Origin of the sequence: Ramlibacter sp. PS4R-6, assembly GCF_037572775.1 — a bacterium.
GTDB lineage: Bacteria > Pseudomonadota > Gammaproteobacteria > Burkholderiales > Burkholderiaceae_C > Ramlibacter.
Genome location: NZ_JBBHKA010000001.1, coordinates 1,575,530 through 1,600,396, shown reverse-complemented (window position 1 = coordinate 1,600,396; position 24,867 = coordinate 1,575,530). Strand labels below are relative to the sequence as shown.

At 69.4% G+C, this 24,867-nt stretch carries 28 protein-coding genes; 17 read left to right on the top strand and 11 right to left on the bottom strand.

The window, feature by feature from the left end:
* The first annotated feature begins 74 nt into the window (after positions 1–74).
* Genes WG903_RS07775 through WG903_RS07765 form a run of 3 tightly spaced genes read left to right on the top strand, consistent with a single transcriptional unit; the run spans position 75 to position 4,471 of the window.
* Positions 75–3,659, top strand: a complete 3,585-nt coding sequence (locus WG903_RS07775; protein ID WP_340073966.1) for an indolepyruvate ferredoxin oxidoreductase family protein — start codon at positions 75–77, stop codon at positions 3,657–3,659.
* Between the two features lie 27 nt (positions 3,660–3,686).
* Entirely contained in the window at positions 3,687–4,073 is a 387-nt protein-coding gene (crcB, locus tag WG903_RS07770; RefSeq protein ID WP_340073964.1) for a fluoride efflux transporter CrcB, read from the top strand.
* A gap of 56 nt (positions 4,074–4,129) precedes the next feature.
* On the top strand, positions 4,130–4,471 hold the full coding sequence (locus tag WG903_RS07765) for a hypothetical protein (protein ID WP_340073962.1): 342 nt from the start codon (positions 4,130–4,132) through the stop codon (positions 4,469–4,471).
* Here the strand turns inward: WG903_RS07765 and WG903_RS07760 are convergent, their stop codons facing one another.
* Both WG903_RS07760 and WG903_RS07755 read right to left on the bottom strand, forming a co-directional pair.
* The gene (locus tag WG903_RS07760) at positions 4,472–5,221 is read right to left on the bottom strand and encodes a SapC family protein (RefSeq protein WP_340073960.1); all 750 of its coding nucleotides are present in this window, start codon (positions 5,219–5,221) and stop codon (positions 4,472–4,474) included.
* Between the two features lie 4 nt (positions 5,222–5,225).
* The gene (locus WG903_RS07755; RefSeq protein WP_340073958.1) at positions 5,226–6,530 is read right to left on the bottom strand and encodes a hemolysin family protein; all 1,305 of its coding nucleotides are present in this window, start codon (positions 6,528–6,530) and stop codon (positions 5,226–5,228) included.
* A gap of 24 nt (positions 6,531–6,554) precedes the next feature.
* Here WG903_RS07755 and WG903_RS07750 point away from each other — a divergent pair, with 24 nt between their 5' ends.
* Together WG903_RS07750 and WG903_RS07745 are read left to right on the top strand one after the other, a co-directional pair.
* Positions 6,555–7,385, top strand: coding sequence for a symmetrical bis(5'-nucleosyl)-tetraphosphatase (locus WG903_RS07750; protein WP_340073956.1), 831 nt, complete (start codon positions 6,555–6,557; stop codon positions 7,383–7,385).
* On the top strand, positions 7,382–7,831 hold the full coding sequence (locus tag WG903_RS07745) for a c-type cytochrome (protein WP_340073954.1): 450 nt from the start codon (positions 7,382–7,384) through the stop codon (positions 7,829–7,831). Before WG903_RS07750 ends, WG903_RS07745 begins: the two co-directional genes overlap by 4 nt.
* 20 nt (positions 7,832–7,851) lie before the next feature.
* Here WG903_RS07745 and WG903_RS07740 read toward each other — a convergent pair whose 3' ends face one another.
* Both WG903_RS07740 and cueR (WG903_RS07735) read right to left on the bottom strand, forming a co-directional pair.
* Positions 7,852–8,355, bottom strand: coding sequence for a hypothetical protein (locus WG903_RS07740; protein ID WP_340073952.1), 504 nt, complete (start codon positions 8,353–8,355; stop codon positions 7,852–7,854).
* A 23-nt stretch (positions 8,356–8,378) separates the two neighbouring features.
* Positions 8,379–8,945, bottom strand: a complete 567-nt coding sequence (gene cueR / locus WG903_RS07735) for a Cu(I)-responsive transcriptional regulator (RefSeq protein WP_340073950.1) — start codon at positions 8,943–8,945, stop codon at positions 8,379–8,381.
* A 139-nt stretch (positions 8,946–9,084) separates the two neighbouring features.
* On the opposite strand from cueR (WG903_RS07735), the gene WG903_RS07730 reads away from it, so the two are divergent.
* The 3 genes from WG903_RS07730 to WG903_RS07720 are packed head-to-tail and all read left to right on the top strand — an operon-like array spanning position 9,085 to position 11,007.
* The gene (locus WG903_RS07730) at positions 9,085–9,276 is read left to right on the top strand and encodes a hypothetical protein (protein WP_340073948.1); all 192 of its coding nucleotides are present in this window, start codon (positions 9,085–9,087) and stop codon (positions 9,274–9,276) included.
* An 11-nt stretch (positions 9,277–9,287) separates the two neighbouring features.
* Positions 9,288–9,737 carry a FixH family protein gene (locus WG903_RS07725; RefSeq protein WP_340073946.1) on the top strand — a complete coding sequence of 150 codons (450 nt, stop codon included), beginning with the start codon at positions 9,288–9,290 and terminating at the stop codon, positions 9,735–9,737.
* Between the two features lie 10 nt (positions 9,738–9,747).
* Entirely contained in the window at positions 9,748–11,007 is a 1,260-nt protein-coding gene (locus WG903_RS07720) for a cytochrome-c peroxidase (protein ID WP_340073944.1), read from the top strand.
* Position 11,008: 1 nt separating this feature from the next.
* Here WG903_RS07720 and WG903_RS07715 read toward each other — a convergent pair whose 3' ends face one another.
* The 3 genes from WG903_RS07715 to WG903_RS07705 all read right to left on the bottom strand — a co-directional run bounded on the left by WG903_RS07715 (position 11,009) and on the right by WG903_RS07705 (position 12,314).
* Positions 11,009–11,560 (bottom strand): MerR family DNA-binding protein, encoded by a 552-nt coding sequence (locus WG903_RS07715; RefSeq protein WP_340073942.1) that lies wholly within the window; start codon positions 11,558–11,560, stop codon positions 11,009–11,011.
* A 63-nt stretch (positions 11,561–11,623) separates the two neighbouring features.
* On the bottom strand, positions 11,624–12,115 hold the full coding sequence (locus WG903_RS07710; protein ID WP_340073940.1) for a DUF4396 domain-containing protein: 492 nt from the start codon (positions 12,113–12,115) through the stop codon (positions 11,624–11,626).
* Positions 12,116–12,119: 4 nt separating this feature from the next.
* Positions 12,120–12,314: a heavy-metal-associated domain-containing protein gene (locus WG903_RS07705; RefSeq protein ID WP_445263583.1), complete on the bottom strand. Its 195-nt coding sequence runs from the start codon at positions 12,312–12,314 to the stop codon at positions 12,120–12,122.
* Positions 12,315–12,419: 105 nt separating this feature from the next.
* On the opposite strand from WG903_RS07705, the gene WG903_RS07700 reads away from it, so the two are divergent.
* Positions 12,420–14,588: a heavy metal translocating P-type ATPase gene (locus WG903_RS07700; protein ID WP_340073938.1), complete on the top strand. Its 2,169-nt coding sequence runs from the start codon at positions 12,420–12,422 to the stop codon at positions 14,586–14,588.
* Entirely contained in the window at positions 14,585–14,971 is a 387-nt protein-coding gene (cueR, locus tag WG903_RS07695) for a Cu(I)-responsive transcriptional regulator (protein WP_340073936.1), read from the top strand. Before WG903_RS07700 ends, cueR (WG903_RS07695) begins: the two co-directional genes overlap by 4 nt.
* Before the next feature lie 85 nt (positions 14,972–15,056).
* Here the strand turns inward: cueR (WG903_RS07695) and WG903_RS07690 are convergent, their stop codons facing one another.
* Both WG903_RS07690 and ypfJ read right to left on the bottom strand, forming a co-directional pair.
* Positions 15,057–16,499 carry a DEAD/DEAH box helicase gene (locus WG903_RS07690; protein WP_340073934.1) on the bottom strand — a complete coding sequence of 481 codons (1,443 nt, stop codon included), beginning with the start codon at positions 16,497–16,499 and terminating at the stop codon, positions 15,057–15,059.
* A gap of 48 nt (positions 16,500–16,547) precedes the next feature.
* The gene (ypfJ, locus tag WG903_RS07685) at positions 16,548–17,414 is read right to left on the bottom strand and encodes a KPN_02809 family neutral zinc metallopeptidase (RefSeq protein ID WP_340073932.1); all 867 of its coding nucleotides are present in this window, start codon (positions 17,412–17,414) and stop codon (positions 16,548–16,550) included.
* Between the two features lie 42 nt (positions 17,415–17,456).
* Between ypfJ and pcp the strand changes: the two genes are divergently transcribed.
* The 7 genes from pcp (at position 17,457) to WG903_RS07650 (ending at position 23,262) form a co-directional block, all read left to right on the top strand.
* Complete coding sequence (pcp, locus tag WG903_RS07680; protein WP_340073930.1) at positions 17,457–18,128, top strand: pyroglutamyl-peptidase I; 672 nt, start codon at positions 17,457–17,459, stop codon at positions 18,126–18,128.
* 57 nt (positions 18,129–18,185) lie between these two features.
* Positions 18,186–19,037 (top strand): 3',5'-nucleoside bisphosphate phosphatase, encoded by an 852-nt coding sequence (locus WG903_RS07675; protein ID WP_340073928.1) that lies wholly within the window; start codon positions 18,186–18,188, stop codon positions 19,035–19,037.
* A complete protein-coding gene (locus WG903_RS07670; protein ID WP_340073926.1) occupies positions 19,034–19,927 on the top strand; it encodes a DMT family transporter in 894 nt (297 codons plus the stop codon). Before WG903_RS07675 ends, WG903_RS07670 begins: the two co-directional genes overlap by 4 nt.
* Before the next feature lie 3 nt (positions 19,928–19,930).
* Complete coding sequence (locus WG903_RS07665) at positions 19,931–20,566, top strand: L-threonylcarbamoyladenylate synthase (RefSeq protein WP_340073924.1); 636 nt, start codon at positions 19,931–19,933, stop codon at positions 20,564–20,566.
* Positions 20,567–20,570: 4 nt separating this feature from the next.
* Positions 20,571–21,251 (top strand): site-2 protease family protein, encoded by a 681-nt coding sequence (locus WG903_RS07660; RefSeq protein ID WP_445263626.1) that lies wholly within the window; start codon positions 20,571–20,573, stop codon positions 21,249–21,251.
* Positions 21,248–22,540: a tryptophan--tRNA ligase gene (locus WG903_RS07655; RefSeq protein WP_340073920.1), complete on the top strand. Its 1,293-nt coding sequence runs from the start codon at positions 21,248–21,250 to the stop codon at positions 22,538–22,540. Before WG903_RS07660 ends, WG903_RS07655 begins: the two co-directional genes overlap by 4 nt.
* A 128-nt stretch (positions 22,541–22,668) precedes the next feature.
* Complete coding sequence (locus WG903_RS07650) at positions 22,669–23,262, top strand: response regulator transcription factor (protein ID WP_340078211.1); 594 nt, start codon at positions 22,669–22,671, stop codon at positions 23,260–23,262.
* 6 nt (positions 23,263–23,268) lie between these two features.
* Here the strand turns inward: WG903_RS07650 and WG903_RS07645 are convergent, their stop codons facing one another.
* Both WG903_RS07645 and WG903_RS07640 read right to left on the bottom strand, forming a co-directional pair.
* On the bottom strand, positions 23,269–23,970 hold the full coding sequence (locus tag WG903_RS07645) for a Crp/Fnr family transcriptional regulator (RefSeq protein WP_340073918.1): 702 nt from the start codon (positions 23,968–23,970) through the stop codon (positions 23,269–23,271).
* Positions 23,971–24,032: 62 nt separating this feature from the next.
* The gene (locus WG903_RS07640; RefSeq protein ID WP_340078210.1) at positions 24,033–24,692 is read right to left on the bottom strand and encodes a Crp/Fnr family transcriptional regulator; all 660 of its coding nucleotides are present in this window, start codon (positions 24,690–24,692) and stop codon (positions 24,033–24,035) included.
* Positions 24,693–24,867: the final 175 nt, after the last annotated feature.

The window sequence follows — 24,867 nt, the reverse complement described above, 5'->3', positions numbered from 1 at the left end:
GGATATTCTCCCACTGCCTACGCAGGAAGGGAAAAGAGAACCCTTTTCCCCGCTGCCCCGCCTAAGCTTGGCGGATGGCCGCAACCGCCCTTTCCTCCCCCGTCGCCCGCCCCGATTACCAGCTCGCCGACAGCCTGTGGGCGCGCTCGGGCGCGATCTTCCTCACCGGCACGCAGGCGCTGGTGCGCCTCATGCTGATGCAGCGCCAGCGCGACGCGGCCGCGGGCCTGCAGACGCAGGGCTTCATCAGCGGCTACCGCGGCTCGCCGCTGGGGATGGTCGACCAGCAGGTGTGGAAGGCCGGCAAGGAGTTCGAGGAAGCGGGCATCCGCTTCCTGCCCGCGATCAACGAGGAGCTGGGCGCGACTGCGGTGCTGGGCACGCAGCGCGTCGAGGCCGACCCCGAGAAGACCTGCGAAGGCGTCTTCGCCATGTGGTACGGCAAGGGGCCCGGGGTCGATCGCGCGGGCGATGCGCTCAAGCACGGCAACGCGTATGGCGCATCGCCCCATGGCGGCGTGCTGATGATCGCGGGCGACGACCACGGCTGCGTGTCGTCGTCGATGCCCCACCAGAGCGACCAGGCCTTCCAGTCGTGGCATGCGCCCATCGTTTCTCCGGCCAATGTGGCCGAGTACCTGGAGTTCGGCCTGTACGGCTGGCAGCTCTCGCGCTTCTCGGGCAACTGGGTCGGTTTCACGGCGCTGTCGGAAGTGGTCGAGAGCGCATCGACCGTGGACCTCGACCTGGTCAACGCACGCGTCGCCGCGTGGCAGGACGCGAAGACGGTGATGGAAGCGACCGGCTACACGCCACCCGCCGGCGGCCTGCACTACCGGTGGCCCGACCTGCCGTCGCTGGCGATCGAGCAGCGCCTGCACGCCAAGCTCGACGCCGTGCGGGCGTTCGCGCGCGTGAACTCGATCGACCGCCACGTCGTCGAAAGCCCGCACGCCACGGTGGGCATCGTCACCGCCGGCAAGGCGCACTACGACTTCATGGAGGTGCTGCGGCGCCTGGAGATCTCGCCGGAGACGCTCGCGAAGCACGGGGTGCGCATCTACAAGCTGGGGCTCACGTACCCCATCGAGCCGACGCGCATGCAGGAGTTCGCGCGCGGCCTGAACGAGATTCTCGTCATCGAGGAAAAGGGCCCGGTGGTCGAGCAGCAGATGCGCGACCTGTTCTACAACGGCCCGCTGCGCCCTGTGATCATCGGCAAGAAGACCGCGACCGGCACGCCGCTGGTGTCCGGGCTGGGCGAGCTGCGCCCCTCGCGCCTGATCGAGATCGTCGCCGACTGGATCGCCGCGCACTACCCGGACCTGGACCGCCGCCACCTGGTGCGCGACTTCACGCTGCCGGAGCTGCTGTCCAACGACAGCGACTCAGTCAAGCGCCTGCCCTACTTCTGCGCGGGCTGCCCGCACAACACATCGACCAAAGTGCCCGAAGGCTCGCACGCGCAGGCCGGCATCGGCTGCCACTTCATGGCGAGCTGGATGGACCGCGACACCGAGGGCCTGATCCAGATGGGCGGCGAAGGCGTGGACTGGGTGTCGCACGCGATGTTTACGAAGATCCCGCACGTCTTCCAGAACCTCGGTGACGGCACGTACTACCACTCGGGCTACCTCGCGATCCGCCAGGCGGTCGCGGCGCGCAGCACCATCACCTACAAGATCCTTTTCAACGACGCGGTGGCGATGACGGGCGGCCAGCCGGTCGACGGCATCATCAGCGTCGACGGCATCGCACGGCAGGTGGAAGCCGAAGGCGTGAAGAAGGTCGTCGTGCTCTCGGACGACATCCACAAGTACGACTCGATCCACGACCGCTTCCCGGCCGGCACCGAGTTCCACGACCGCGCCGAGCTCGACGCCGTGCAGCGCCGCCTGCGCGAGATGGAAGGCGTCACCGTCCTCATCTACGAACAGACCTGCGCCGCCGAGAAGCGCCGCCGCCGCAAGAAGGGCGAGATGGTGGACCCGGCGCGGCGCGTGTTCATCAACGACCGCGTGTGCGAAGGCTGCGGCGACTGCTCGGTGCAATCGAACTGCGTGGCCGTGCTGCCGCTGGAAACGGAGCTGGGCCGCAAGCGCAAGATCGACCAGAGTTCGTGCAACAAGGACTACTCCTGCGCCAAGGGCTTCTGCCCCAGCTTCGTCGGCGTGCTCGGCGGGCAGGTGCGCAAGCAGGCCGGCGCGCTGGCCGGCGGTGCGGCGGAGTTCATGAAGCGCGTCGAGGCGCTGCCGCGCCCGCCGCAATGGAACTGGACCGGCCCCTACGACCTGCTCGTCACGGGCGTCGGCGGCACCGGCGTCGTCACGGTCGGCGCGCTGATCTCCATGGCCGCGCACCTCGAAGGCAAGAGCGCCAGCGTGCTCGACTTCATGGGCTTCGCGCAGAAAGGCGGCTCGGTGCTGAGCTTCGTGCGCCTGGCCGACGTCCCCTCGCGCCTGAACCAGGTGCGCATCGACACGCAGCAGGCCGACGCGATCCTGGCCTGCGACGTGGTCGTGGGCGCATCGCCGGAGGCACTGGGCACCGTGCGCCACGGCCGCACGAAGATCCTCGCCAACGTGCACGAAGTGCCGGTGGCGGAGAGCCTGCGCAACCCGGATGCGCAATTGAAGGTGCCGGCGTTGCTGGAGAAGCTGAAGTTCGCCGCCGGCGCCGAGCGCGTCGAGACGCTTGACGCGCAGACGCTTGCCGAGGCCTTCCTCGGCGATTCCATCGTGGCCAACATCCTCTCGCTCGGCTACGCCTGGCAGCGCGGCCTGGTGCCCGTGAGCCTGGAGGCGCTGATGCGCGCGATCGAGCTGAACGCCGTCGCCGTCGAGAACAACAAGCTGGCGTTCTCGCTGGGCCGCCTGGCCGCCGCCGACCCGGTCGGCATCGATGCGCTGCTCGCCGGGGAAGACGAACACCTGCACGCCAGCAACGAGCCGGAAACCGTCGAGGCGATCATCGCCCGCGGCGTCGCGCACCTCACGGGCTACCAGAGCGCGGCCTACGCCAGGCAGTTCGAGGACTTCGTGCGCGAGACGATGCGGCGCGAGCACGCGGCGGGCGGCGATGCGAGCCTGCCCTTCACGCGTGCCGTCGCGCAAAGCCTGATGAAGCTGATGGCCTACAAGGACGAGTACGAAGTCGCGCGCCTGTACACCGACGGCGAATTCCTCAAGGCACTGCACCACCAGTTCCAGGGCGACGTGCGGCTGGAGTTCTACATGGCGCCGCCGGTGCTCTCGCGCCCGAAGGACGGCCAGCAGCCGCGCAAGGTGCGCCTGGGCCCGTGGATGATGCCGGCGATGAAGCTGCTCGCGCACGGCAAGCGCCTGCGCGGCACCGCGCTCGACCTGTTCGGCCGCACGCACGAGCGGCGCTTGGAGCGCGAGCTCGTCGCGGCCTACCGCGCGCGCATCGAGGAAGTCTCGGCCCAGCTCGCGCCCGCGCGCATGAAAGCAGCGTGCGACATCGCTGCACTGCCCTTGTCGATGCGCGGCTACGGCCACGTGAAGCTGGCCAACGTGGCGCTGGCCCGCGTGCGCGAGGCGGAGCTGCTGCACCGCTTCGACCCGCAGAAGTACCCGCGCCCGCCCGCTTCGAAGCAGGCCGGCCAGATTCGCGGCATCCGCGTGACCACGGCGGCCTAGGCGCAGGCTGCGGGCACAATGCCGGGCATGCTCGGCTCCGTGCTCTCGATCGCCGCCGGCGCGTCCCTCGGCGCGTTGCTGCGCTGGGTGCTGGCCGTGCGTTTCAACCCGGTGTCCCCGCAGCTGCCCCTCGGCACGCTGGGCGCCAACCTGCTGGGCGGCTACCTGGTGGGGTTGGCGATCGCGTACCTTGCCGTGCGCCCCGACCTGCCGCCGGAAGTGCGCCTGTTCGTCATCACCGGCTTCCTCGGCGGCCTGACGACCTTCTCCACCTTCTCGGCCGAAGTCGTCACGCAGATGCAGCAGGGCCAGTGGCTCGCCGCCCTGGCCACCGCGGCGGCGCACATGCTGGGATCGTTCGCGCTCACGGCGCTGGGCATCGCCACCGTGGTCCTGCTTAGGCAATCGCCTTAAGCCCGGTTTCCGCATTGCCTTAGTGCGCCGGCACGCCGCGCCGCCAAAGTTGCGGCATGGCTTTCAGCAGCGCTTACGACACCCTCTACCGGTGGGCCCGCAAGACCTCGACGTCGCTCGGGGACCTGCGCTTCCTGCCGTCGGCAGTGGAAGAAGCGGCCTGCGAGGGCGACACGCTGGTGTACCGCCTGCGCCAGTGGCCCAACCTGCCGCCCGTGCACCGCACGGCCGCCGTCTACAAGGCGCTGTCGCTCATGAGCAACCGCCCTGTCAGCCGCAACTGGTTCGTCCGGCACTCGCGCATGAAGGCGCAGCAGATCGACCGGCTGCTCAACTCGCTGCTCGCGCAGGGCGCCGTCGAAGTCGTGGACGTCTCGGCCTTCCCGAAGGCCGCCTGATCAGGCCGGCTTCGGCGCCGGTTCCATGGGGCCGGCGCGCAGCACGATCCGTTCCGTCAGGCGCTGCATGTTCGACAGCGACGCCAGGTGCATGGACACCAGGTGCAGCTCGCCCGAGCGGAACAGCGACAGCGCGATGGCATCGGGCAGCGTCATCAGCCGCGGCTCGTCCACCACCAGCAGGTTCGACACGGTGAAGCTGCGCCCGTCCTTCAGGTGCGCCTGCGCGTTCATCTCCTTGAACAGGCCGAACTGCTCCAGCCGCGCGCAGAACATCTCGGTGCGCGCGAACTCGCGCTGGTAGTTCTCGAGGAACTGCACGGCGTTGGCCAGGAAAGGCGTGTTGCCGCCCTGCTCGTCGAAGAGCGCCTCGCCTTCCTTGGTGTTGAAGCCGCCGTAGGCCTCGTCGATGCACACGCCCAATTGCTCGCCGCCCAATTGCGCCAGCACGAAGGGGTAGCGCCGGATGAACGCCGGGACGTAGACGGCGTCCCAGCGCTCGCCCTCGGCGACGAACAGGTTCTCGCGGGTGCGCAGGCCGAGCATCGCCACCGGTACGACGCGGCCGTTGGCCGCGCGCGTGAAGACGATGGCGTATTCCTTCATCGCCTCGTTGAACTCCACGCCCGCCAGGTAGACGGAATTGGCCTTGCGCGCGAACGCGAAGCTCGTGCTGGTGCGCACCCGCAGCCGCTTGTGCTTGGCCCGGTCCAGCAGGACCGGCTTTTCGTAATAGACCGCGTCGGACACGTCGCTAACCCTCCATCGCCTTTGCCACCTTCGGGACGTGCTTCGCGAGCACCTTGTCGATGCGCTTGCCGTCCAGGTCCACCACCTCGAACACCCAATGCGAGGACTCTATCTTCTCGCCCACCCCCGGCAGGTGGCCCGTCACCGTCATCAGCAGGCCCGCCAGCGTGTTGTACAGGCCCCGGTCCTCGTCGGGCAGGTCGCGGATCTCCAGCCGCGCCTTCAGCTCGGAGACGGGCATCAGCCCGTCCAGCAGCCACGAGCCGTCCTCGCGCTGCGTCGCCCAGGCCTCCACGTGCGCCTCGGGCTTGAGTTCGCCCGTGATGGCCTCCAGCAGGTCGTGCGGCGTCATGAGGCCTTGCACCACGCCGTATTCGTCCACGACGAACACCATGCGGCCCGACTTGGCGCGGAACTGCTCCAGCAGCTCCATGCCGGTGAGCGTCTCCGGCACGAAGATCGCCGGCAGCGCGAGCGCTTCCAGCATCGTCGCGTCGTCGTCCCGTCGCGTCAGCAGGTGCGCCACGCTGACCATGCCCACCACCTCGTCGAGCGAGCCGCGGCACACCGGGTACCAGGAATGGGGTTCGCCGGCCGAGATGTGGTCGAAGCACCGCACCGGCGTGAGCGACGCGTCGAGCCACTCGATGTCCGAGCGCGGCACCATCATCGACGTGAGCGGCCGGTCGTCCAGGTGGAAGACGTTCTGCACCATCTGGCGTTCGTGCTGCTCGATGACGCCGGCGTCCACGCCCTCCTCCAGGCTGTGCGCGATCTCTTCCTCGGTCATCCCGCGCACGCGCGAGGTGTCGATGCGCAGCAGCTTCAGGATGGTCTGCGTGGTGGTGGCCAGCAGCCACACGAATGGCGAGGCCGCTTTCGCCAGCCAGGCCATCGGCCGCGACAGCCAGCGGCTGACCGGCTCGGGATAGAGCTGGCCGACCCGCTTGGGCACCAGCTCGCCGAAGATGATGGTCACGAAGGTGATGGCGGCCACCACGAGCGCGGTGGCCACGATGCCCGATGCGCGCGGCGACATGCCGAAGCCCTGCAGCCACAGGCCGACATCGGCGCTGAAGGCCGCCTCGCCGACGATGCCGTTGAGCATGCCCGTGACCGTGATGCCCACCTGCACCGTCGACAGGAACTTCGTCGGGTGCTCCATGAGCCGCAGGGCCGATTGCGCGCCGCCGTCGCCTTCCTCGGCCATGGCGATCAGCCGCGCCTTGCGCGAAGACGCCAATGCCATCTCCGACATGGCGAACACGCCATTGAGCAGGGTCAGCACGACGATCAGCAGGGCATCCATCGGTTCGGTGGACAATGATTCTCGATGGCACTTTATCTGATCGGCGACGTGCAGGGCTGCGACACGGCGCTCGGGCGCCTGCTGGAGAAGGTGGGCTTCTCGCCGAGCCGCGACACCGCCTACCTGCTGGGCGACCTCGTCAACCGCGGCCCCGAGTCCGACGCGGTACTGCGCCGGCTGATGGGATACGGCGACGCGGCGCGCTGCCTCCTGGGCAACCACGACCTCAGCCTGCTCGCGGTGGCGCACGGCAACCGCGCGCCGCACCGCAACGACACCATGGACCGGGTGCTCAAGTCACCCGACGGCGGCGAGATGCTCGAATGGCTGCGCGCGCAGAAGATGGCGATGCGCGAGCACGGCCTCCTGATGGTGCATGGCGGGGTGCTGCCGCAATGGGATGCGGCACAGGTCCTGTCGCTCGCCGCCGAAGTCGAAGCCGTGCTGCGTGGCCCGGAGCTGTTCGACTTCCTGCCGCAGATGTACGGCAACGAACCGGCGCAGTGGCGCGACACGCTGCGCGGCGCCGAGCGCCTGCGGGTTGTCGTCAATGCGCTCACGCGGCTGCGCTTCTGCACGCCCGAAGGCGTGATGCACCTGAAGGCGTCCGGCGGCATCGCCGACGCACCCGCGGGCACCGTGGCCTGGTTCGACGTGCCGGGCCGCCGCACGGCGGGCGAGACCATCGCCTTCGGGCACTGGTCGCAGCTGGGCTACCTGCGCCGGCCCGACGTGATCTCGCTCGACACGGGTTGCGTGTGGGGCGGCTGCCTCTCGGCGCTGCGGCTCGCGGCCGACGGCGGCCACGAACTGGTGCAGGTCGACTGCGAGCAGGCGCAGGCGCCGGGCGAATGAAGGGGCTTGCTTTCTTCGGCGCCCTGTTGGCGCTGGCGGCTTGCGACACCCCCGTCGACCCGGCGAAGCTGCGCGCGGACGACGCACAGGTCGTCGCGCAGGGCCGCGCCATCTACGCAGCACGCTGCGCGTCGTGCCACGGCGAGAAGCTCGAAGGCCAGCCGAACTGGCAGTTGCGCAACGCCGCGGGCCGCCTGCCGGCCCCACCCCACGATGCCAAGGGCCACACCTGGCACCACCCGGACGAAGTGCTGTTCAACCTCACGAAGCACGGCATCGCGAAGGCCGCAGGAACGACGGGTTACGACTCGGACATGCCGGCCTTCGCCGGCGTGCTGTCCGACCTGGAGATCAACGCCGTGCTGTCCTTCATCAAGGCGCAGTGGCCGGAGCGCATCCGGCGGGCGCAGGAAGAAGTGGACGCCGCGCACCGGCGCGGGAAGTGAAGCGGTGGTCCGTCCCGGCGTCAGGGTTGCCGGGCCACGCGGCGCCACAGCTCGTAGGAGCTGACCGGATGCAGCAACTGCGGCACGATGATCCAGACGGCCGTGAGGAACATGAAGAAGCCGCGCTGCATCAGCCAGTAGGGAACGAAAAACAGCAGCAGCCACAGGCCGTGCAGGTCCGGCCTGGCGGCGTCGAACTCGAAACCCATGTAGCGGAACAGGCCGTAGAAGCTCACGCCCAGCACCACGCCCGACACGTAGAAGACGGCGCCCTGCATCGCGCGCTCCGCCGCGAAGAGGGTGCGCAGCGATTCGCGGCCGCGGCCGAGCGAGCGCCCGCGCATGTACAGCAGCGACGTGAAGCCGAAGAAGATTACCAGGAACGGCAGGCAAAGCGCCGCCAGCGGCTCGAAGTCCATCGTGTACACGTGGTGGCCCACGATGCCGAGGAACACCGCCCCCGTCGCGGCGCAGACGAGGCGCAGTGCGAGGCGGCGCAGGTGGTTGCGCGTGGCGCGGGTCATGCCGGGCTCCTCGTGGTGCAGGGTCAGGCGTGCCGCGCGAGCGCCAGCGACCACGCGGTCAGCGCGGCATGCGGGTTTTGCGCGGGCGCTGCGTCGGGGCGCGGGCGCGCGGCGGCCGGGCGCCGTTCACCCGGGCGAACGGCCTTGAGCGCCTTTTTCGCGCGGTCCGCCCCGTCGTTGCAGCAAGGCTTCGCAGGCCGCGACAGCCGGTCCAGGATCGCGCAGTGCGCGGAGTCGTCGCCGCGGCATTCCTGCACCAGCTTCTCCAGCGTGCCGCGCATCTGGTCGAGTTCGCGCTGGCGCTGTTGCAACTCCTCCAGCTGCCGCTGCGCGACTTCCTTGACCTCCTTGCTGTGGCGCGAAGGGTTGCGCCACAGAGACAGCAGCGACTCGATCTGCTGCATCGAGAAGCCCAGGCCGCGGGACTGCCGGATGAACTGCAGCATGGCGACTTCACGCTCGCCGTAGAGCCGGTAGCCGGCGTCGGTGCGCTGGGGCTCGGGGATGAGGCCCAGCATCTCGTAGTGCCGGATCATCTTGGGGGTCACGCCCGCTGCGGCGGCTGCATCGCCGATGTTCAAGAGTTGCATGGCTGCTCCTTGGGAATGGCGCAAGTTTCAACCTTGACGCGGTGTCAAGGTCAACCCCCCGCGCCCCGGCCCCGCTCCCTTGACCTTGCCATCGGGTCAGGGTTGAACCTTGCGGCTCCAACACACCCAAGGAGCCCCCATGAACCCCGTCTTCCTGCTTTCCGCAGCGGCCGACTGGCTGCAGCGCCTGGCACGCCGCTGGCGTGAAGCGCGCCGCGCGCAGCGCGACCTCGAACTGCTGTCCACGATGAGCGAGTACGAACTGCGCGACCTCGGCATCACCCATGCGTCGGCCGCGGCCGAACTTCGCTACGTCACGCGTTGCGAATGAGGAGCACGGCCATGAAAGAGACGACCCGACGCCGCGAATTCCTCGCGCTTGCCGCCGCCTTGTCCGCGAGCTTCGTCACCGCCTGCGCCGCAGCGGGTGTCAGGCCGCCGGCAGCGGGCCCCGAGTACGCGACCGAGCGCGTGTCGGCGCACGGGGCCTTCCGCGTTTCGTACGCGACCGAAGGCACGATCCCCGTCGGCCGCCTGCACGCATGGAAGCTGCACGTGGCGCGCACCGACGGTTCGCCCGTCACCGATGCCGCCATCGCGATCGACGGCGACATGCCCGAGCACCGCCACGGCCTTCCGACGCGCCCGCGCATGACCCGCAACCTCGGCAACGGCGACTACCTCGTGGAGGGCATCAAGTTCCAGATGGGCGGCTGGTGGGTGATGGACTTCGACATCACGGCAGGTGGCCGCACGGAGCGCGCCAGCTTCAACCTCCAGCTGAAGAAGTAGGAGGCCGGGAATGTTGCGCAGGCTGCCTTCGCTGCTCACCGCTGCCGCCGTCGTGGCTGCGGCGCTCGCATCGCTCGGCTTTGTGCGGGCCCCGCTGTGGTCGGACACGGAAATCGAACGGATCGGGCAACTTTCGATCGCGAACCTGCCGCCCCTGCCCGCCGACCCGTCCAACCGCGTGGCCGACGACGAGCGCGCGGCCGAACTCGGCCAGCGCCTCTTCTTCGACGGCCGCCTCAGCGCCAACGGCCAGGTGTCGTGCGCCAGTTGCCACCTTCCCGACAGGCAGTTCCAGGACGGCACGCCCCTCGCCAGGGGCATCGGGACGACCGATCGCCGCACCATGAGCATCGTGGGCACCGCCCGCAGTCCCTGGCAATTCTGGGACGGCCGCAAGGACAGCCAATGGTCGCAGGCGCTGGGCCCGCTCGAGAGCCCGGTCGAGCACGGCGGCGACCGCACGCAGTACGCGCACGTGCTTGCGGGTGCCTATCTCGCCGACTACGAGAGGATCTTCGGGAAGATGCCTGCGATCGGGCACTTGCCGAAGAATGCGGGCCCTGTGGCGAATGCGCAGGCCGCAGCAGCCTGGCAGGCGATGCCCGCGCCCGATCGCGACAAGGTCGACGCCATCTTCGCGAACCTCGGCAAGGCCATCGCGGCCTATGAGCGCAGGATCGAGCCCGGCCCCTCGCGCTTCGATGCCTATGCCGACGCGGCGGCGCGGGGCGATGCGGCGCGGATGGCGGCGACGCTGTCGCGCGACGAGATCGCGGGACTCAAGCTCTTCATCGGCCGGGCCAACTGCATCCAGTGCCACGCCGGGCCGCTCTTCACCAACAACGAGTTCCACAACACCGGCGTGCCGCTGGCGGCGGGCGGCAAGCCGGACAGCGGCCGCCTCGCAGGTGCGCGGCAGGTGCTGGCAGACGAATTCAACTGCCTGGGCCGGCACAGCGACGCGAAGCCGGAGCAATGCGGCGAGATCCGCTTCCTGGCGGAAGGCTCGGACAATCACCTGCGCCAGTTCCGCGCGCCGTCGCTGCGCAACGTGGCCGAACGTGCGCCTTACATGCACGCGGGCCAGTTCGCCACGCTCGAAGACGTCGTGCGGCACTACAACCGCGCGCCCGCCGCGCCGCAGGGGCACAGCGAACTGCAGCCGCTGGGACTGGACGCGACCGAGGTGAAGCAGCTCGTCGCTTTCCTCAAGACCCTGAGCGGGCCTTTGCGTTCCGGGGAGAAGTGGCTGAAGGCGCCGGCGCGCTGATCTAGCGGCCGAGGCCGCGGGTCCAGGCCGCCAGGCCCGCGTGCGGCGCGTCTTCGGGCGTCACGACGTGGCACGCCTGCCGGGCGGGCGCGGTGGAGCCGGCCCGCACCTTCTTCAGGTTCTTGCGCGCGTCATGACCAGCCGCCGCGGCGTCTCCGGGCGACGCGAGGGTTTCGAGGATGGCGCAGTGCGGGTCGTCGTCGCCGCGGCACATCGACACCAGGTCGGACAGCATGGCCCGCATCTCGTCGATCTCGCGCTGGCGCTCCTCGAGCTCGGCCAGCTGCTGCTCGGCGATTTCCTTGACTTCGCGGCTGGCGCGGCCCTCGTCGCGCCACAGGGCCAGCAACGTCTCGACCTGCTTGACCGGGAAGCCCAGGCCGCGCGCCTGGCGGATGAAGCGCAGCATCGCGACCTCGCGCGGCGAGTACATCCGGTAGCCGGCTTCGGTGCGCTGCACGCCGGGAATCATGCCGAGCGATTCGTAGTGGCGGATCATCTTGGGCGTCACGCCGGCGGCTGCGGCCGCGTCGCCGATGTTCATGTGGGCCATTTCCAGCTCCTTCCCGGGAGGGACTCTGGCCGCGCGCCCGGGCGCTGTCAAGCCGCGGGCGGTTCAGTGGTGGTGGTGTGCGTGCACGACCGCATGGCCGCTGCCCCTGGCAATGAGCCAGCGGTTCACCGGATAAGCCGCGGCGCCGGCGACAACCAGCGAAAGGCCCAGTGCCCCCCAGAACAGCGCGGAGCCGAGGTGCGCATCCATCGCGCCCGGGATGGCCAGCATCACCGTGTTGTCGACCAGTTCCATGATGCTGATCGAAGCCGTGTCCGCGGCGAAAGCAAGCGTTGCCGCGCGCTTCGCAGCGATTCCGGCCCGCAGCAGGGGCGTCATCGTGAACGCATAGCCGAAGACGAACGCAAGAACGACCGACAGGACGACGGTGGCCGCGTTGCCGAGCCCGAGGCCCGTGCCGATGACCATGCCCAGGACCTCGCCGACGGCACAGCCTGAAAGGCAATGCAAGGTCGCGAAGAAAGCGGTGACGTTCAGGCTCGGATGCTTGCCGTGGCCCGGACCGTGATCGGGGTGGTGATGGCCGTGGTGCATGGGCTCATGACGCCGGGGCGTACCCGGCCTCCGCGAGGGCTGCGACGATCTCCTGCCGCTCGGCCGTCGACACGACGCTGACCTGCTTCGAGGCCAGATCGACGTCGACCGTTGCATTCGGGTCGACTTCCTTGACGGCCTCGGTGACTGCGCGGGCGCAGTGGCCACAACTCATCTGGGGGATGTTGAACTGGATCAAGTGCCTTCTCCTTTGTTGCAGGTATCTTGCACCTTCCCACCGTGGCAAGGTCAAGGCCCTGCGGCCGCTTGACCTTGACATGATGGTAAGGTTCAGACTGCATCCATGGATACCGCAACCCTCACCCCCATCCGCCTGAGCATCGAAGGCATGACCTGCGCGTCGTGCGTGGCGCGCGTCGAGAAAGCCCTGCGCAAGGTGCCCGGCGTCAGCGAAGCCGAAGTGAACCTGGCGACGGAGACCGCCGAGGTGCGCGCGCCGGCGGCGCTGGATATCGCCCTGCTCACCGCGGCCGTCGAGAAGGCCGGCTACAAGGCTGCGCCCGTGGCGGACGCGCCGCCGAAGGAGGCCGCGTCGCCCGTCCCCGTCCTGCTGGCAGCGGCCCTGTCGCTGCCGCTCGCGCTGCCGATGGCCGCAGCGCTGGTCGGCATCGAATGGATGGTCCCCGGCTGGCTGCAACTCGCGCTGGCGACGCCCGTGCAGTTCTGGCTGGGCGCGCGCTTCTACGTCGCCGGGTGGAGGGCGCTGCGGGCGCGCGCCGGCAACATGGACCTGCTGGTGGCCATCGGCACCAGCGCTGCCTACGGCCTGAGCGTGTGGCAGCTGCTTCGCCATGGCGACCACGCGATGCAGCACCTGTATTTCGAGGCATCGGCCGTCGTGATCACGCTGGTGCTGCTGGGCAAGTGGCTGGAAGCGCGCGCCAAGCGCCAGACCACGGAGGCGATCCGCGCGCTCAACGCCCTGCGCCCCGAGGTGGCGCGCGTGCGCCGCGGCGGCGCGGAGTCGGAAGTGCCGATCGCGCAGGTGCGCGTCGAAGACGTCGTGGTGGTGCGCCCGGGCGAGCGTATCCCCGTCGACGGCGTCGTGATCGAAGGCGCGAGCGAGGTCGACGAATCGCTCATCACCGGCGAGAGCCTCCCGGTGGCGAAGCACGAGGGCAACCGCGTCACCGGGGGCTCGGTCAACGCGCAGGGCCTGCTCGTCGTGCGGACCGCCGCGATCGGCGCGGAGACGACCCTGGCGCGCATCGTGCGGCTGGTCGAATCGGCGCAGGCGCGCAAGGCGCCCATCCAGCGGCTGGTCGACCGCGTGAGCGAAGTGTTCGTCCCGGTCGTCATCGGCATCGCAGCCGTCACGCTGGTGGCGTGGGGCATCGTGTCCGGCGATTGGGAGCAGGCCTTGCTCAACGCCGTCGCCGTGCTGGTCATCGCCTGCCCGTGTGCATTGGGCCTCGCGACGCCGACGGCCATCATGGCCGGCACGGGCGTGGCCGCGAAGCACGGCATCCTGATCAAGGACGCCGAGGCCCTGGAGATCGCCCATGCGATCCGGCGCGTGGCCTTCGACAAGACCGGCACGCTCACCGAAGGCAAGCCGCGGCTCGTCGCTGCGGAAGCCGCGAACGGCGACCGCAACGCGCTGCTGGCAGCCAGCGCATCGATCCAGTCGGGCAGCGAACACCCGCTGGCCCGCGCGACGGTCGAGGCCGCGGGCTCGATCCCATTCGAGCGCGCGTCGAACGTCAGCGCCATCGCGGGACGCGGTGTTGCCGCCCAGGTGGGGGGCCGCGAACTGCGGCTGGGCAGCACGCGGCTGATGAAGGAGCTGGGGGTGGACCTATCCGCGCTGCAAGCGCGCGCACGCGAGCTGCAGGACCAGGGGCGCACGGTGTCGTGGGTCGCCGACATCACCGCCGCACCGCAACTCCTGGGCCTGCTGGCCTTCGGCGACACGGTCAAGCCGACAGCGCGCGACGCCGTCGCGGCCCTGAAGGACCACGGCGTCGAATCGATCCTGCTCACCGGCGACAACACCGGCAGCGCCACCGCCGTCGCGCGCGAGCTCGGAATCACCGACTTCCGCGCGGAGGTCCTGCCGGAAGACAAGGCCCGCATCGTCGCGGAGCTGAAGCGGCCCGGCGAGATCGTGGCGATGGTGGGCGACGGCATCAACGACGCACCCGCGCTGGCCGCTGCCGACGTGGGCATCGCGATGTCCACCGGCACCGACGTGGCGATGCACGCGGCCGGCATCACGCTGATGCGCGGCGACCCGGCACTGGTGGCGGACGCGATCGACATCTCGCGCCGCACCTATTCGAAGATCCGCCAGAACCTGTTCTGGGCGTTCATCTACAACGTGGTGGGCATCCCGCTTGCCGCGTTCGGCCTGCTCAGCCCCGTCATCGCGGGCGCGGCCATGGCCTTGTCGAGCGTGAGCGTCGTGACCAACGCGCTCACGCTGCGGCGCTGGAAAGGGGTTGCGAAATGAACATCGGCGAAGCCGCGAAGCTGTCGGGCGTTTCCGCGAAGATGGTGCGGCACTACGAGTCGCTGGGGCTGTTGCCCGCGGTGGCGCGCACCGATGCGGGCTACCGGCAGTATGCCGAGCGCGAGGTGCACACGCTGCGCTTCATCCGCCACGCGCGCGACCTGGGCTTCTCGATGGCGGAGATCGGCGAGCTGGTGAAGCTGTGGCAGAACCAGCGCCGCTCCAGCGCCAGCGTGAAGAAGATCGCGCAGAAGCACCTGGCCGACATCGACGCGAAGATGGCCGAGATGGCCGCCATGCGCAAGACGCTGCAGCACCTGGTGCACTGCTGCGGCGGCGACGACCGGCCCGACTGCCCGATCCTGGACGAGCTGGCGTCCTGATGTCATCCCGGCGAAGGCCGGGATCCAGGGGCCTGCGGGCAGAAAGACACTGGGCCCCGGCCTGCGCCGGGGCGACGCCTTCCCGTTACGGCGTCGCCTTGAAGAGGGCCGCGACCTTGCGCTTGGTCTTGATGTTGCCGGACACGCGGGGCGCGGCCTGCTTCGCGCTCTTTTCCCACGCGGGCATTGCCTCCGCTTCGGCGGGCGCGGCCGACTCGTAGGGCTTGTCGAAGAACGGGTCGGACGGCGCGCGCGCGGGTTCGCGGCGCTGCGGAGGCGGACGGTCGCGGTCGCGCGGCGCGTCGAGCACGTCGCGCGGGTCGCCCACCTCGCCGCGGTCGCGCCAGGTGCGGCGCCCATCGTTGATGCGGCCGCGCGGCCGGTCTTCCTCGAACTCGATGGGCTCGATCTCGATCTTGCGCTTGAGCAGCTTCTCGATGTCGGCGACCAGGCGCTGGTCCGACGGCGCGACGAAGGTCACCGCCAGGCCCGAAGCGCCGGCGCGGCCGGTGCGGCCGATGCGGTGCACGTAGTCTTCCGAGTTGAACGGCACGTCGAAGTTGAAGACCGCCGGCACGTCCTTGATGTCGAGGCCGCGCGCGGCCACGTCGGTGGCCACCAGCAGGTCGACTTCGCCCGCCTTGAATGCGGCGAGCGCCTTGAGGCGCTCGTCCTGGCTCTTGTCGCCGTGCAGGGCGGTGGTCTTGTGGCCGTCGCGCTCCAGCGAACGTGCCAGCCGCGCGCAACCGAGCTTGCTGTTGACGAACACGAAGGCCTGTGACAGGCCGCGCTCGCGCACGATCTGCTTGAGCGCGCGGCGCTTGTCGTCGTCGCTCACGCTGTAGAAATGCTGCTCGACGGTGGACGCTTCCTGGTTGGGCCGCGCCACTTCCACGGTGATGGGGTCCTGCAGGTAGCTGTTGGCCAGGCGCTTGATCTCGGGCGAGAACGTCGCGGAGAACAGGAGCGTGGTGCGCTGCTTGGGCAGGAACGACAGGATGCGCTGCAGGTCGGGCAGGAAGCCGATGTCCAGCATGCGGTCGGCCTCGTCGAGCACCACGTACTCCACCTGGTTCAGCACGCAGTTCTTGGCCTCGATGTGGTCGAGCAGGCGGCCCGGCGTGGCGACCAGCACCTCGACGCCGCGCTTGAGCTCGGCCGTCTGCGGCTTCATGTCGATGCCGCCGAACACCACGGTGCTGCGCAACTGCGTGTACTTGGCGTACATCTTCACCTGCTGGGCGACCTGGTCGGCCAGTTCGCGCGTGGGCAGCAGCACCAGCGCGCGCACGGGGTGGCGCGCCGGCGAGGTCGAGGCGTTCTCGTGTTTCAGGAGGCGCTGGAGCAGCGGCAGCGAGAAGGCGGCCGTCTTGCCGGTGCCGGTCTGGGCGGCGCCCATGACGTCTTTGCCCGTGAGCACCACGGGAATGGCCTGGGCCTGGATGGGCGTCATCTGCTCGTAGCCCATTTCGGCTACGGCGCGCGCCAGCGGCTCGGCCAGCTGGAGATTCTTGAAGGAACTAGGCATCAACCCGCCATTTTCGCATGACGGGATGATTGCTGCAGGCGCAGCGGCTCAGAGGTCCCGGGAGGCGAAGGTGTCGCAGGCCTTGACGCTGCCGGTCTGGTAGCCGGTCTGGAACCACTTCTGGCGCTGGGCGCTGGAGCCGTGGGTGAAGCTTTCGGGCACCACGGCCCGGCCGGCGTTCTTCTGCAGCGCGTCGTCGCCGATCTTGGCGGCGGCGTTCATGGCCGACTCGATGTCGCCCGGGTCCAGCCACTTCTTGCCCTGCTGCGAATGGTGGGTCCACACGCCGGCGAAGCAATCCGCCTGCAGTTCGACACGCACCGACACCGCGTTGGCCTGCGCCGGGTTCATGCGCGAGCGGGCCTGTTCGGCCTTGCGCGTGATGCCCAGCTCATCCTGCACGTGGTGGCCCACCTCGTGCGCGATCACGTAGGCCTGCGCGAACTCGCCGGGCGCGCCCAGGCGGGTCTTCAGCGTGTCGTAGAAGTTCAGGTCGATGTAGACCTTCTTGTCGGCGGGGCAGTAGAACGGCCCCATCGCGCTTTGCCCCGTGCCGCACGCGGTGCCCACGGCCCCGCGGAACAGCACCAGCTTGGGCTGGTGGTACTGCGCGCCACCGGCCTGGAACAACTTGCCCCACACGTCCTCGGTGTCCGCCAGCACCACCGAGACGAACTTCGCGCCGCGGTCGTCGGCCGGCGGCGGGTGCGCCGGCGCCTGCTGCGCGGTGGGCGCGCCGCCGCCACTGAGCATCGACAGGATGGTCAGCGGGTTGATGCCGAAGATGGCGCCGCCCACCAGCGCGATCACCACCGCGCCGATGCTCAATCCGCCCCCGCCGATGGGAAAGCCGCCCCCACCGGAGCCCCGCACGTCCTCGACGTTGCTCGATTCGCGATTGCCTTCCCAGCGCATGTGTCTCTCCTTGTAGCGGTGCCTCTACGCTACAGTGAACGCATGGTAGCGGGATCAGACAACAGCCCGACCGACTGTCCGACCGTGCTGGTGACCGGCTTCGAGCCCTTCGGCAACGACGTGCTCAACCCCAGCTGGATGGCGGCCCAGGCCCTGCACGGCCGCATGGTGGCCGGCCACCGCATCATTGGCGCGCGCATCCCCACCGTGTTCGACATCGCCGTGCAAGCTCTGCGCGAGGAACTGCTCAGGCACCTGCCGGTTCTGGTGGTCGGCACGGGCCAGGCCGGCGGCCGCGGCGCGCTGTCGCTGGAGCGCGTGGCGATCAACGTCAATGACGCGCGCATCCCCGACAACGCCGGCGCACAGCCGGTGGACACGGCCGTCGTCGCCGACGGGCCGGCGGCGTACTTCAGCACCTTGCCGATCAAGGCCATGCGCGCCGCCATGCTCGATGCGGGCATCGCCGCCGAGGTGTCGCAGACCGCGGGCACCTTCGTGTGCAACCACACGTTCTACGGCCTGATGCACGAGCTCGCGACGAATCCCCGGCTCAAACGCACGCGTGGCGGCTTCATTCACGTGCCCTGGCTCCCCAACCAGGGCCAGCCTTCCATGCCGCTAGAAAACATCGTGGCGGGCCTGAAGGCGGGCATCGAATGCGCGTTGAGAACAAAGCACGACATCCGCAGCGAGGCCGGCGCGCTGAACTGACAGGAGGCTGAAGGCCCTGCCCCAGCGCGAATGCACCCCCAAACCTAAAATCGGGGCGTGTCCATCCTCAATGCCGACCTGCACAGCCACTCCCTCGTCTCCGACGGCACGCTGACCCCCGAGGCGCTCGCGGCCCGCGCGGCGGCCAACGGCGTGGAGCTGTGGTCGCTCACCGACCATGACGAGATCGGCGGCCAGCGGCGAGCCATGGAGGCAGCGCGGGCGCACGGCATGAAATACCTCACGGGCACGGAGATTTCCGTGTCCTTCGCGGGCCGCACCGTGCACATCGTGGGCCTGGGGTTCGATCCCGACGACGCCGAGATGCTGCGCGGCCTGGTGGCCGTGCGCGGCGGCCGCGACGCGCGGGCGCGCGAGATGGCCGCGGGCCTGGCCAAGGTCGGCATCAAGGGCGCCTACGAAGGCGCGACGAAGTACGCCGGCAACCCCGAGCTCGTCTCGCGCACGCACTTCGCGCGCTTCCTGGTGGAGTCGGGCGTGTGCAAGGACACCTACGAGGTGTTCGACCGCTTCCTCACCGAAGGCAAGCCCGGCTACGTCGAGCACAAGTGGGCATCGCTGGGCGACGCGGTGCGCTGGATCACGCGCGCCGGCGGCATGGCCGTCATCGCCCATCCCGCGCGGTACCGCTTCACGCCGAACGAGGAGTACGCGCTCTTCATCGAGTTCAAGACGCACGGCGGCCGCGGCGTCGAGGTGGTCACCGGCAGCCACACCACGGCCGAGTACGTGCAGTACGCCGCCACCGCCCGGGAGTTCGGCCTGGCCGCGTCGCGCGGCAGCGACTTCCACAGCCCCGAAGAAAGCCATACCGACCTGGGTGCGCTACCCTACCTGCCCGGCGAGCTCACGCCCGTCTGGGAAGTGTTAGCGGACCGCATCCAGTGACGCCCCAATACCACCCGCTTGCCGGCATCGCGCTGGTCGTCGCCGCCTGCGCCTGCTTCTCGGCGCTGGACACGACGACCAAGTACGTCAGCGCCGGCGTGCCGCTGCTGATGGCGCTGTGGTTCCGCTACGCCTTCCAGGCGTTCGCGACCACCATCGTGGTCCTGCCGATGCGCGGCATGCGCGTGTGGCGCACGCAGCATCCCAAGTTCCAGGTGCTGCGCGGCGTGCTGCTCCTGACGAGCAGCCTGTTCGCCTTCGCGAGCCTGAAGTACATGCCGGTGGGCGAGTTCACCGCCATCGTCGCCATCGCGCCGCTCGTGGTCACCGTGCTCGCCGCGACGGTACTGAAGGAGCACGTGTCGCCGCTGCGCTGGGTGCTGGTGGCGGGCGGCTTCGTCGGCACGCTGGTCATCATCCGCCCCGGCGCGGACAGTTTCCACTGGGCCACGCTGCTGCCGCTGGGCCTGGTGGGCACCAACGCCTGGTTCCAGGTGCTCACGAGCCGCCTCGCCCGCACCGAAGACCCGGTCACCATGCACCTGTACACGGGCTGGGTCGGCACGCTGATCGCGTCGCTGGCGCTTCCGTTCGTGTGGGTGCACATCGACCGCGCGTTCCTGTGGGCGCTGCTGTGCTTCATGGGCGTGGCCGCCACCATCGGCCACTTCATGCTGATCCTGGCCTTCCAGCGCGCGCCGGCCGCCACGCTGTCGCCCTACCTCTATTCGCAGATCGCGTTCGCGATGGTGGCGGGCGCGCTCGTGTTCTCGCACGTGCCGGATGGGTGGTCGCTCGTGGGGATGGTGCTCATCGTCATCTGCGGCGGCATCGGCGGCTGGCTCACGGTGCGCGAAAGCCGCGTCAAGCTCGAACCGATCGAGGCCTGAACCATGGCGCAGCTCTTCGAAGTGCACCCGGAGAACCCGCAGCCGCGCCTGCTCAAGCAGGCCGTCGCGCTCTTGCACAAGGGCGGCGTGCTGGCGGTGCCCACCGACTCGAGCTACGCACTGGCCTGCCACCTGGACGACAAGGCCGCCGCCGACCGCCTGCGCGAGATCCGCCGGCTCGACGAGAAGTACCACCTGACGCTGCTGTGCCGCGACCTGTCGGAGCTGGCCAACTACGCGCGCGTGGACAACAAGCAGTACCGCATGCTCAAGCTCGGCACGCCCGGGCCCTACACCTTCATCCTCGAAGCCACGCGCGAAGTGCCGCGCCGCGTGAGCCACCCGCAGCGCAAGACCATCGGCCTGCGCGTGCCGGACCACCACACGCTGCAGGAGCTGCTGTCGCTGCACGGCGCGCCGCTGCTGTCCACCACCATGATCGCGCCCGGCGAGAGCGAGGCGCTGAACGACGCACGCGAGATCCGCGACCGCTTCCAGCACCAGCTGGCGGGCGTGGTCGACGCGGGCGCGTGCCCCTCGAAGCCGACGACGGTGCTGGACCTCGTGCCGATGGGAACCGGCGGCGATGCGGTGGTCGTGCGCGAAGGGCGCGGCAGCCTGGCCGCTCTCGGGCTCTGAGACAATCCCCCGCGTGGGTTCCTCCAACATCATCCAGACCGTCCTCATCTACGCCTTGCCGGTGCTCTTCGCGATCACCATCCACGAGGCGGCGCACGGCTACGTTGCCCGCTACTTCGGCGACAACACCGCCTATGTCGCGGGCCGCGTCACGCTCAACCCCATCAAGCACATCGACCCGCTCGGCACGATCGTGATGCCGCTGCTGCTGTACTTCGCGACGCACGGCGCCTTCCTCTTCGGCTACGCCAAGCCGGTCCCGGTGAACTTCGGCGCGCTGCGGCATCCCAAGCGCGACATGATCTGGGTCGCGCTCGCGGGCCCCGCGTCCAACTTCATCCAGGCCATCCTGTGGGGCATCGCGTTCGTCGTGCTCGCGGGCTCGGGGGTCACCGAGCGCTTCTGGATCGAGATGTGCAAGGCCGGCGTGCTGACCAACCTGGTGATGTGGGCCTTCAACCTGTTCCCGCTGCCGCCGCTCGACGGCGGCCGCGTCCTCGTCGGCCTGCTGCCGCGGCGCATGGCGTGGAATTTCAGCCGCATCGAGCCCTGGGGTTTCTTCATCGTGATGGCGCTGGTGATCGCCGGCATCGTCAGCGACTGGTGGCTGCGCCCGCTCATCGCGTTCGGCTACGTCGTGCTCGACGTGCTGCTCACACCCTTCACGGCCGCCTTCGGATCATGACCGCCCCCGTCCGCTTCCTCACCGGCATCACCACCAGCGGCACGCCGCACCTGGGCAACTACGTCGGCGCGCTGCGCCCCGCGGTGGAGGCCAGCCGCAAGCCCGGCACGGTCAACTTCTACTTCCTGGCGGACTACCACGCGCTGATCAAGGTGGACGAGCCGGCGCGCGTGCAGCGCTCCACGCTGGAGATCGCCGCCTGCTGGCTCGCCTGCGGGCTCGACCCCGAGCACGTGTACTTCTACCGCCAGTCGGACATCCGCGAGATCCCCGAGCTCACGTGGCTGCTCACCTGCGTCACGGGCAAGGGCCTGCTCAATCGCGCGCATGCGTACAAGGCGCAGGTGGACAAGAACACCGCCGCGGGCGTCGACGTGGACAACGACGTGACGGCGGGCCTGTTCATGTACCCCGTGCTCATGGCCGCCGACATCCTGCTGTTCAAGGCGAACTGGATCCCGGTGGGCCGCGACCAGGTCCAGCACATCGAGATGGCGCGCGACATCGCGGCCAGCTTCAACCACCTCTATGGCGAGCACCTCGTGCTGCCGCAAGCGCAGGTGGACGACACCGTGGCGCTGCTGCCCGGCACCGACGGGCGCAAGATGAGCAAGAGCTACGACAACGTGATCCCGCTGTTCGCGCCGCGCGAGCAGCTGCGCAAGCAGATCATGGCCATCGTGACCGACTCCAGCGGCCCGGGCGAGCCCAAGAAGGTCGAAGGCTCGGCGCTGTTCCAGATCTACGAAGCCTTCGCCTCGAAGGAAGAGACCGACGCGCTGCGCAAGGCGTACGCGCAGGGCATCTCCTGGGCCGATGCGAAGCAGATGCTGTTCGAGCGCATCGACCGCGAGATCGCGCCGATGCGCGAGAAGTACGACGCGCTGGTGAACGACCCCGCGCAGATCGAGCGCACGCTGCAACGCGGCGCCGAGAAGGCCCGCGCGCTCGCCGCGCCGCTGATGGCGGAACTGAAGGCCGCCGTGGGCCTGCGCAACCTGGCCGACGTGGCCGGCAAGGCGAAGAAGAAGGAGAAGGCGGCGCTGCCCTCGTTCAAGCAGTACCGCGAGGCCGACGGCAAGTTCTACTTCAAGTTCCTCGACGCCCACGGCCGCCTGCTGGCGCAAAGCCGCGCGTTCGACTCGCCCCAGCAGGCGGGCCAGGTGATCGCCGACCTGAAGAAGGGCGCGCCGGTGGATGACCCGGCCGTGGCCGGCACCCTCGTGCTGGCCGACGGGGTGGCCGCCGGGGAGTTCGGCGCCGCGCTCGCCGCGCTGTCAGCCGCCTGACGGCTGCGGCCCTAGGGCCGCCCGACGGTGGCATGCTAATGCCATTCCTCTTACCAAGGGGGCCCGATCGCGTTATCCTTGGTTCTATGGCCACCGCTACCCCCGAATCCCGTCCGGCCCCCAAGGCCATGAACCTCTACGTCATCGACGACCACCCGCTCATGCGCGAAGCGGTCGTGATGCTGCTGCGCCGCCTGCGCCCGGGCGCGAGCGTCGTCGAGCTCGAACGCATCGGCGGCGTGAGTGCGGCGGTGCGCCAGCACGGCGCGCCGGACCTGATCTGCCTGGACCTGAAGCTGCCCGACACCACGGGCACCTCGGGCATCCACGAGCTGAAGAAGCTCTTCCCCGAAACGCCGCTGGCCGTGCTGTCCGCCTCGCCCGCGGCCGACGCCGAGGAAGGCTGCATCGAAGCCGGCGCCGACATCTACATCGAGAAGTCGGCCGGCGCCCAGGAAATCGGCAACGCGCTGCGGGCGCTGCTCAACGCCGACGGCGGCTTCGAGGAGCTCTCGCCCACGGACAACAAATTGTCCAAGCGCCAGAAGCAGTTGATCGTGATGCTGGACCGCGGCCTCTCCAACCGCGAGATCGCCGACGAACTCGGCATCAGCGAGCACACGGTGAAGGTGCACCTGTGGCGCCTGTTCCGCCGCCTGGGCGTGAAGAGCCGCACGCAGACGATCCACTACGCCCGCACGCACGGCATGCTCACCAGCTGACGCGGCTCACGGGTCGCGCACGCCCCTCATGGCCCGCGTGTAGGTGCGGCGCGAATCCGCATAGCAGCCGCACGACGCGGCTTCCAGCCCCTTGCGGTCCACCACCGAGACCTCGCCGCGCCGGTAGGTGATCAGCCCCTGGTCCTGCAGCAGCGACGCGGCATTGGTCACGCCCACCCGCCGCACGCCCATCACCGCCGCCAGGAATTCGTGCGTCACGTGGAAGTCCGCGCGGCGCGCGCAATCGTGCGTGGTCAGCAGCCGCCGCGCCAGGCGCTCGAGCAGCACGTGGCCGTGGACGCAGCCGCACGAAATGGCGATCTGCTGGATCATGTAGTCGACGTAGGCGTGGAGCGCGGCTCGCAGCGCCGGGCTGCCGGCCAGCTGGTCGCCGAAGGCCGCGCCGTCCACGCGCAACGCCTCGCCGGCGCCTTGCACCACCATGTCCAGCGGCTGCGCGCCTTCCCCGAGCACCAGCTGTCCGCCCAGCGCCCCTTCGTGGCCGACCATCATCACCTCGGCGCCGGCGGGCTCCGTGCGCGCCTGCAGGGACACGTACGCGGACGTGGGGAAGTAGACGCGAGCGATGCTGTGGCGCGAGGCCTGCAGCGACTGGCCGACGCTGAGGTCCACCTGGTTGCCGCTGGCGAAGAGGGCCGCGCGGTCGGCGGCCGGCAGCGAATCGATGAGCTTGTTGTGGGGGGTCACGGACCACGGTGCGCGCATGCGCCCGTGCTGTCTGTCTGCCAGGCCGCTCACGCAGCCGCTGCTTACACCTTGGGGAATTCGGGCAGCAGCCGGCAGTATTCCTTGCGCACGACTTCGTAGCACTCGCACGCGCGGCGCTCGAGGCCCGCGCGATCGAGCACCTGGATGCGCCCGCGCGAATAGCGGATCAGCCCCGCGCGCTGCAGGCGCGATGCGGCTTCGGTCACTCCTTCGCGCCGCACGCCGAGCATGTTCGAGATGAGTTCCTGGGTCATCACCAGCTCGGTGCCCGGCAGGCGGTCCAGGCTCAGGAGCAGCCAGCGGCACAGCTGCTGGTCGATCGCATGGTGCCGGTTGCACGCCGCCGTCTGCGTCATCTGCGTGATGAGGGCCTGCGTGTACCGCAGCAGCAGGTGCGACGTGAGCGTGCCGCGCGAAAACTCGGACATGAGGTCCGCCACCGGCAGCCGAAGCGCGGCGCCCGCGCTCTGGACCACCGCGCGGCTGGAGGTGGAGCCGCCGCCCATGAACAGCGAGATGCCCACGATGCCGTCGTTGCCGATCACCGCGATCTCGGTCGATGCGCCGCTCTCCATCACGTACAGCAGCGAGACCAGCGCGGTGACGGGGAAGTAGGCGTGCGCCAGCGTCACGCCGGGCTCGTACAGGGCCTGCCCGAGGTCGAGCCGCACGCTTTCCATGACGGGCACCCAGCGGTCCATCGTCTCCTGCGGCAGCGCCGCGAGCAGCAGGTTGTGCTGGAGCAGGTCCCTGCCCTGGAGGGCAACACTGACTGCGGACAAGGGGGCTCCCAGGGCGATGTGGTGGAAAGCCCAGTGTAGACCGGCCCCGCCGTGAATTGGCGGTTTGTGCGGTGACGCACACAACGATCCGGGG

Coding starts and splice junctions, on each gene's coding strand:
- WG903_RS07700 (WP_340073938.1), top strand. CDS start 12,420: ATGGATACCGCAACCCTCACCCCCATCCGCCTGAGCATCGAAGGCATG.
- WG903_RS07755 (WP_340073958.1), bottom strand. CDS start 6,530: ATGGATGCCCTGCTGATCGTCGTGCTGACCCTGCTCAATGGCGTGTTC.
- WG903_RS07640 (WP_340078210.1), bottom strand. CDS start 24,692: ATGGACCGCTGGGTGCCCGTCATGGAAAGCGTGCGGCTCGACCTCGGG.
- WG903_RS07650 (WP_340078211.1), top strand. CDS start 22,669: ATGAACCTCTACGTCATCGACGACCACCCGCTCATGCGCGAAGCGGTC.
- WG903_RS07750 (WP_340073956.1), top strand. CDS start 6,555: ATGGCACTTTATCTGATCGGCGACGTGCAGGGCTGCGACACGGCGCTC.
- WG903_RS07710 (WP_340073940.1), bottom strand. CDS start 12,115: ATGCACCACGGCCATCACCACCCCGATCACGGTCCGGGCCACGGCAAG.
- pcp (WP_340073930.1), top strand. CDS start 17,457: ATGGTAGCGGGATCAGACAACAGCCCGACCGACTGTCCGACCGTGCTG.
- WG903_RS07655 (WP_340073920.1), top strand. CDS start 21,248: ATGACCGCCCCCGTCCGCTTCCTCACCGGCATCACCACCAGCGGCACG.
- WG903_RS07725 (WP_340073946.1), top strand. CDS start 9,288: ATGAAAGAGACGACCCGACGCCGCGAATTCCTCGCGCTTGCCGCCGCC.
- crcB (WP_340073964.1), top strand. CDS start 3,687: ATGCTCGGCTCCGTGCTCTCGATCGCCGCCGGCGCGTCCCTCGGCGCG.
- WG903_RS07720 (WP_340073944.1), top strand. CDS start 9,748: ATGTTGCGCAGGCTGCCTTCGCTGCTCACCGCTGCCGCCGTCGTGGCT.
- WG903_RS07745 (WP_340073954.1), top strand. CDS start 7,382: ATGAAGGGGCTTGCTTTCTTCGGCGCCCTGTTGGCGCTGGCGGCTTGC.
- WG903_RS07775 (WP_340073966.1), top strand. CDS start 75: ATGGCCGCAACCGCCCTTTCCTCCCCCGTCGCCCGCCCCGATTACCAG.
- WG903_RS07765 (WP_340073962.1), top strand. CDS start 4,130: ATGGCTTTCAGCAGCGCTTACGACACCCTCTACCGGTGGGCCCGCAAG.
- cueR (WP_340073950.1), bottom strand. CDS start 8,945: ATGCAACTCTTGAACATCGGCGATGCAGCCGCCGCAGCGGGCGTGACC.
- ypfJ (WP_340073932.1), bottom strand. CDS start 17,414: ATGCGCTGGGAAGGCAATCGCGAATCGAGCAACGTCGAGGACGTGCGG.
- WG903_RS07665 (WP_340073924.1), top strand. CDS start 19,931: ATGGCGCAGCTCTTCGAAGTGCACCCGGAGAACCCGCAGCCGCGCCTG.
- WG903_RS07730 (WP_340073948.1), top strand. CDS start 9,085: ATGAACCCCGTCTTCCTGCTTTCCGCAGCGGCCGACTGGCTGCAGCGC.
- WG903_RS07715 (WP_340073942.1), bottom strand. CDS start 11,560: ATGGCCCACATGAACATCGGCGACGCGGCCGCAGCCGCCGGCGTGACG.
- WG903_RS07690 (WP_340073934.1), bottom strand. CDS start 16,499: ATGCCTAGTTCCTTCAAGAATCTCCAGCTGGCCGAGCCGCTGGCGCGC.
- cueR (WP_340073936.1), top strand. CDS start 14,585: ATGAACATCGGCGAAGCCGCGAAGCTGTCGGGCGTTTCCGCGAAGATG.
- WG903_RS07740 (WP_340073952.1), bottom strand. CDS start 8,355: ATGACCCGCGCCACGCGCAACCACCTGCGCCGCCTCGCACTGCGCCTC.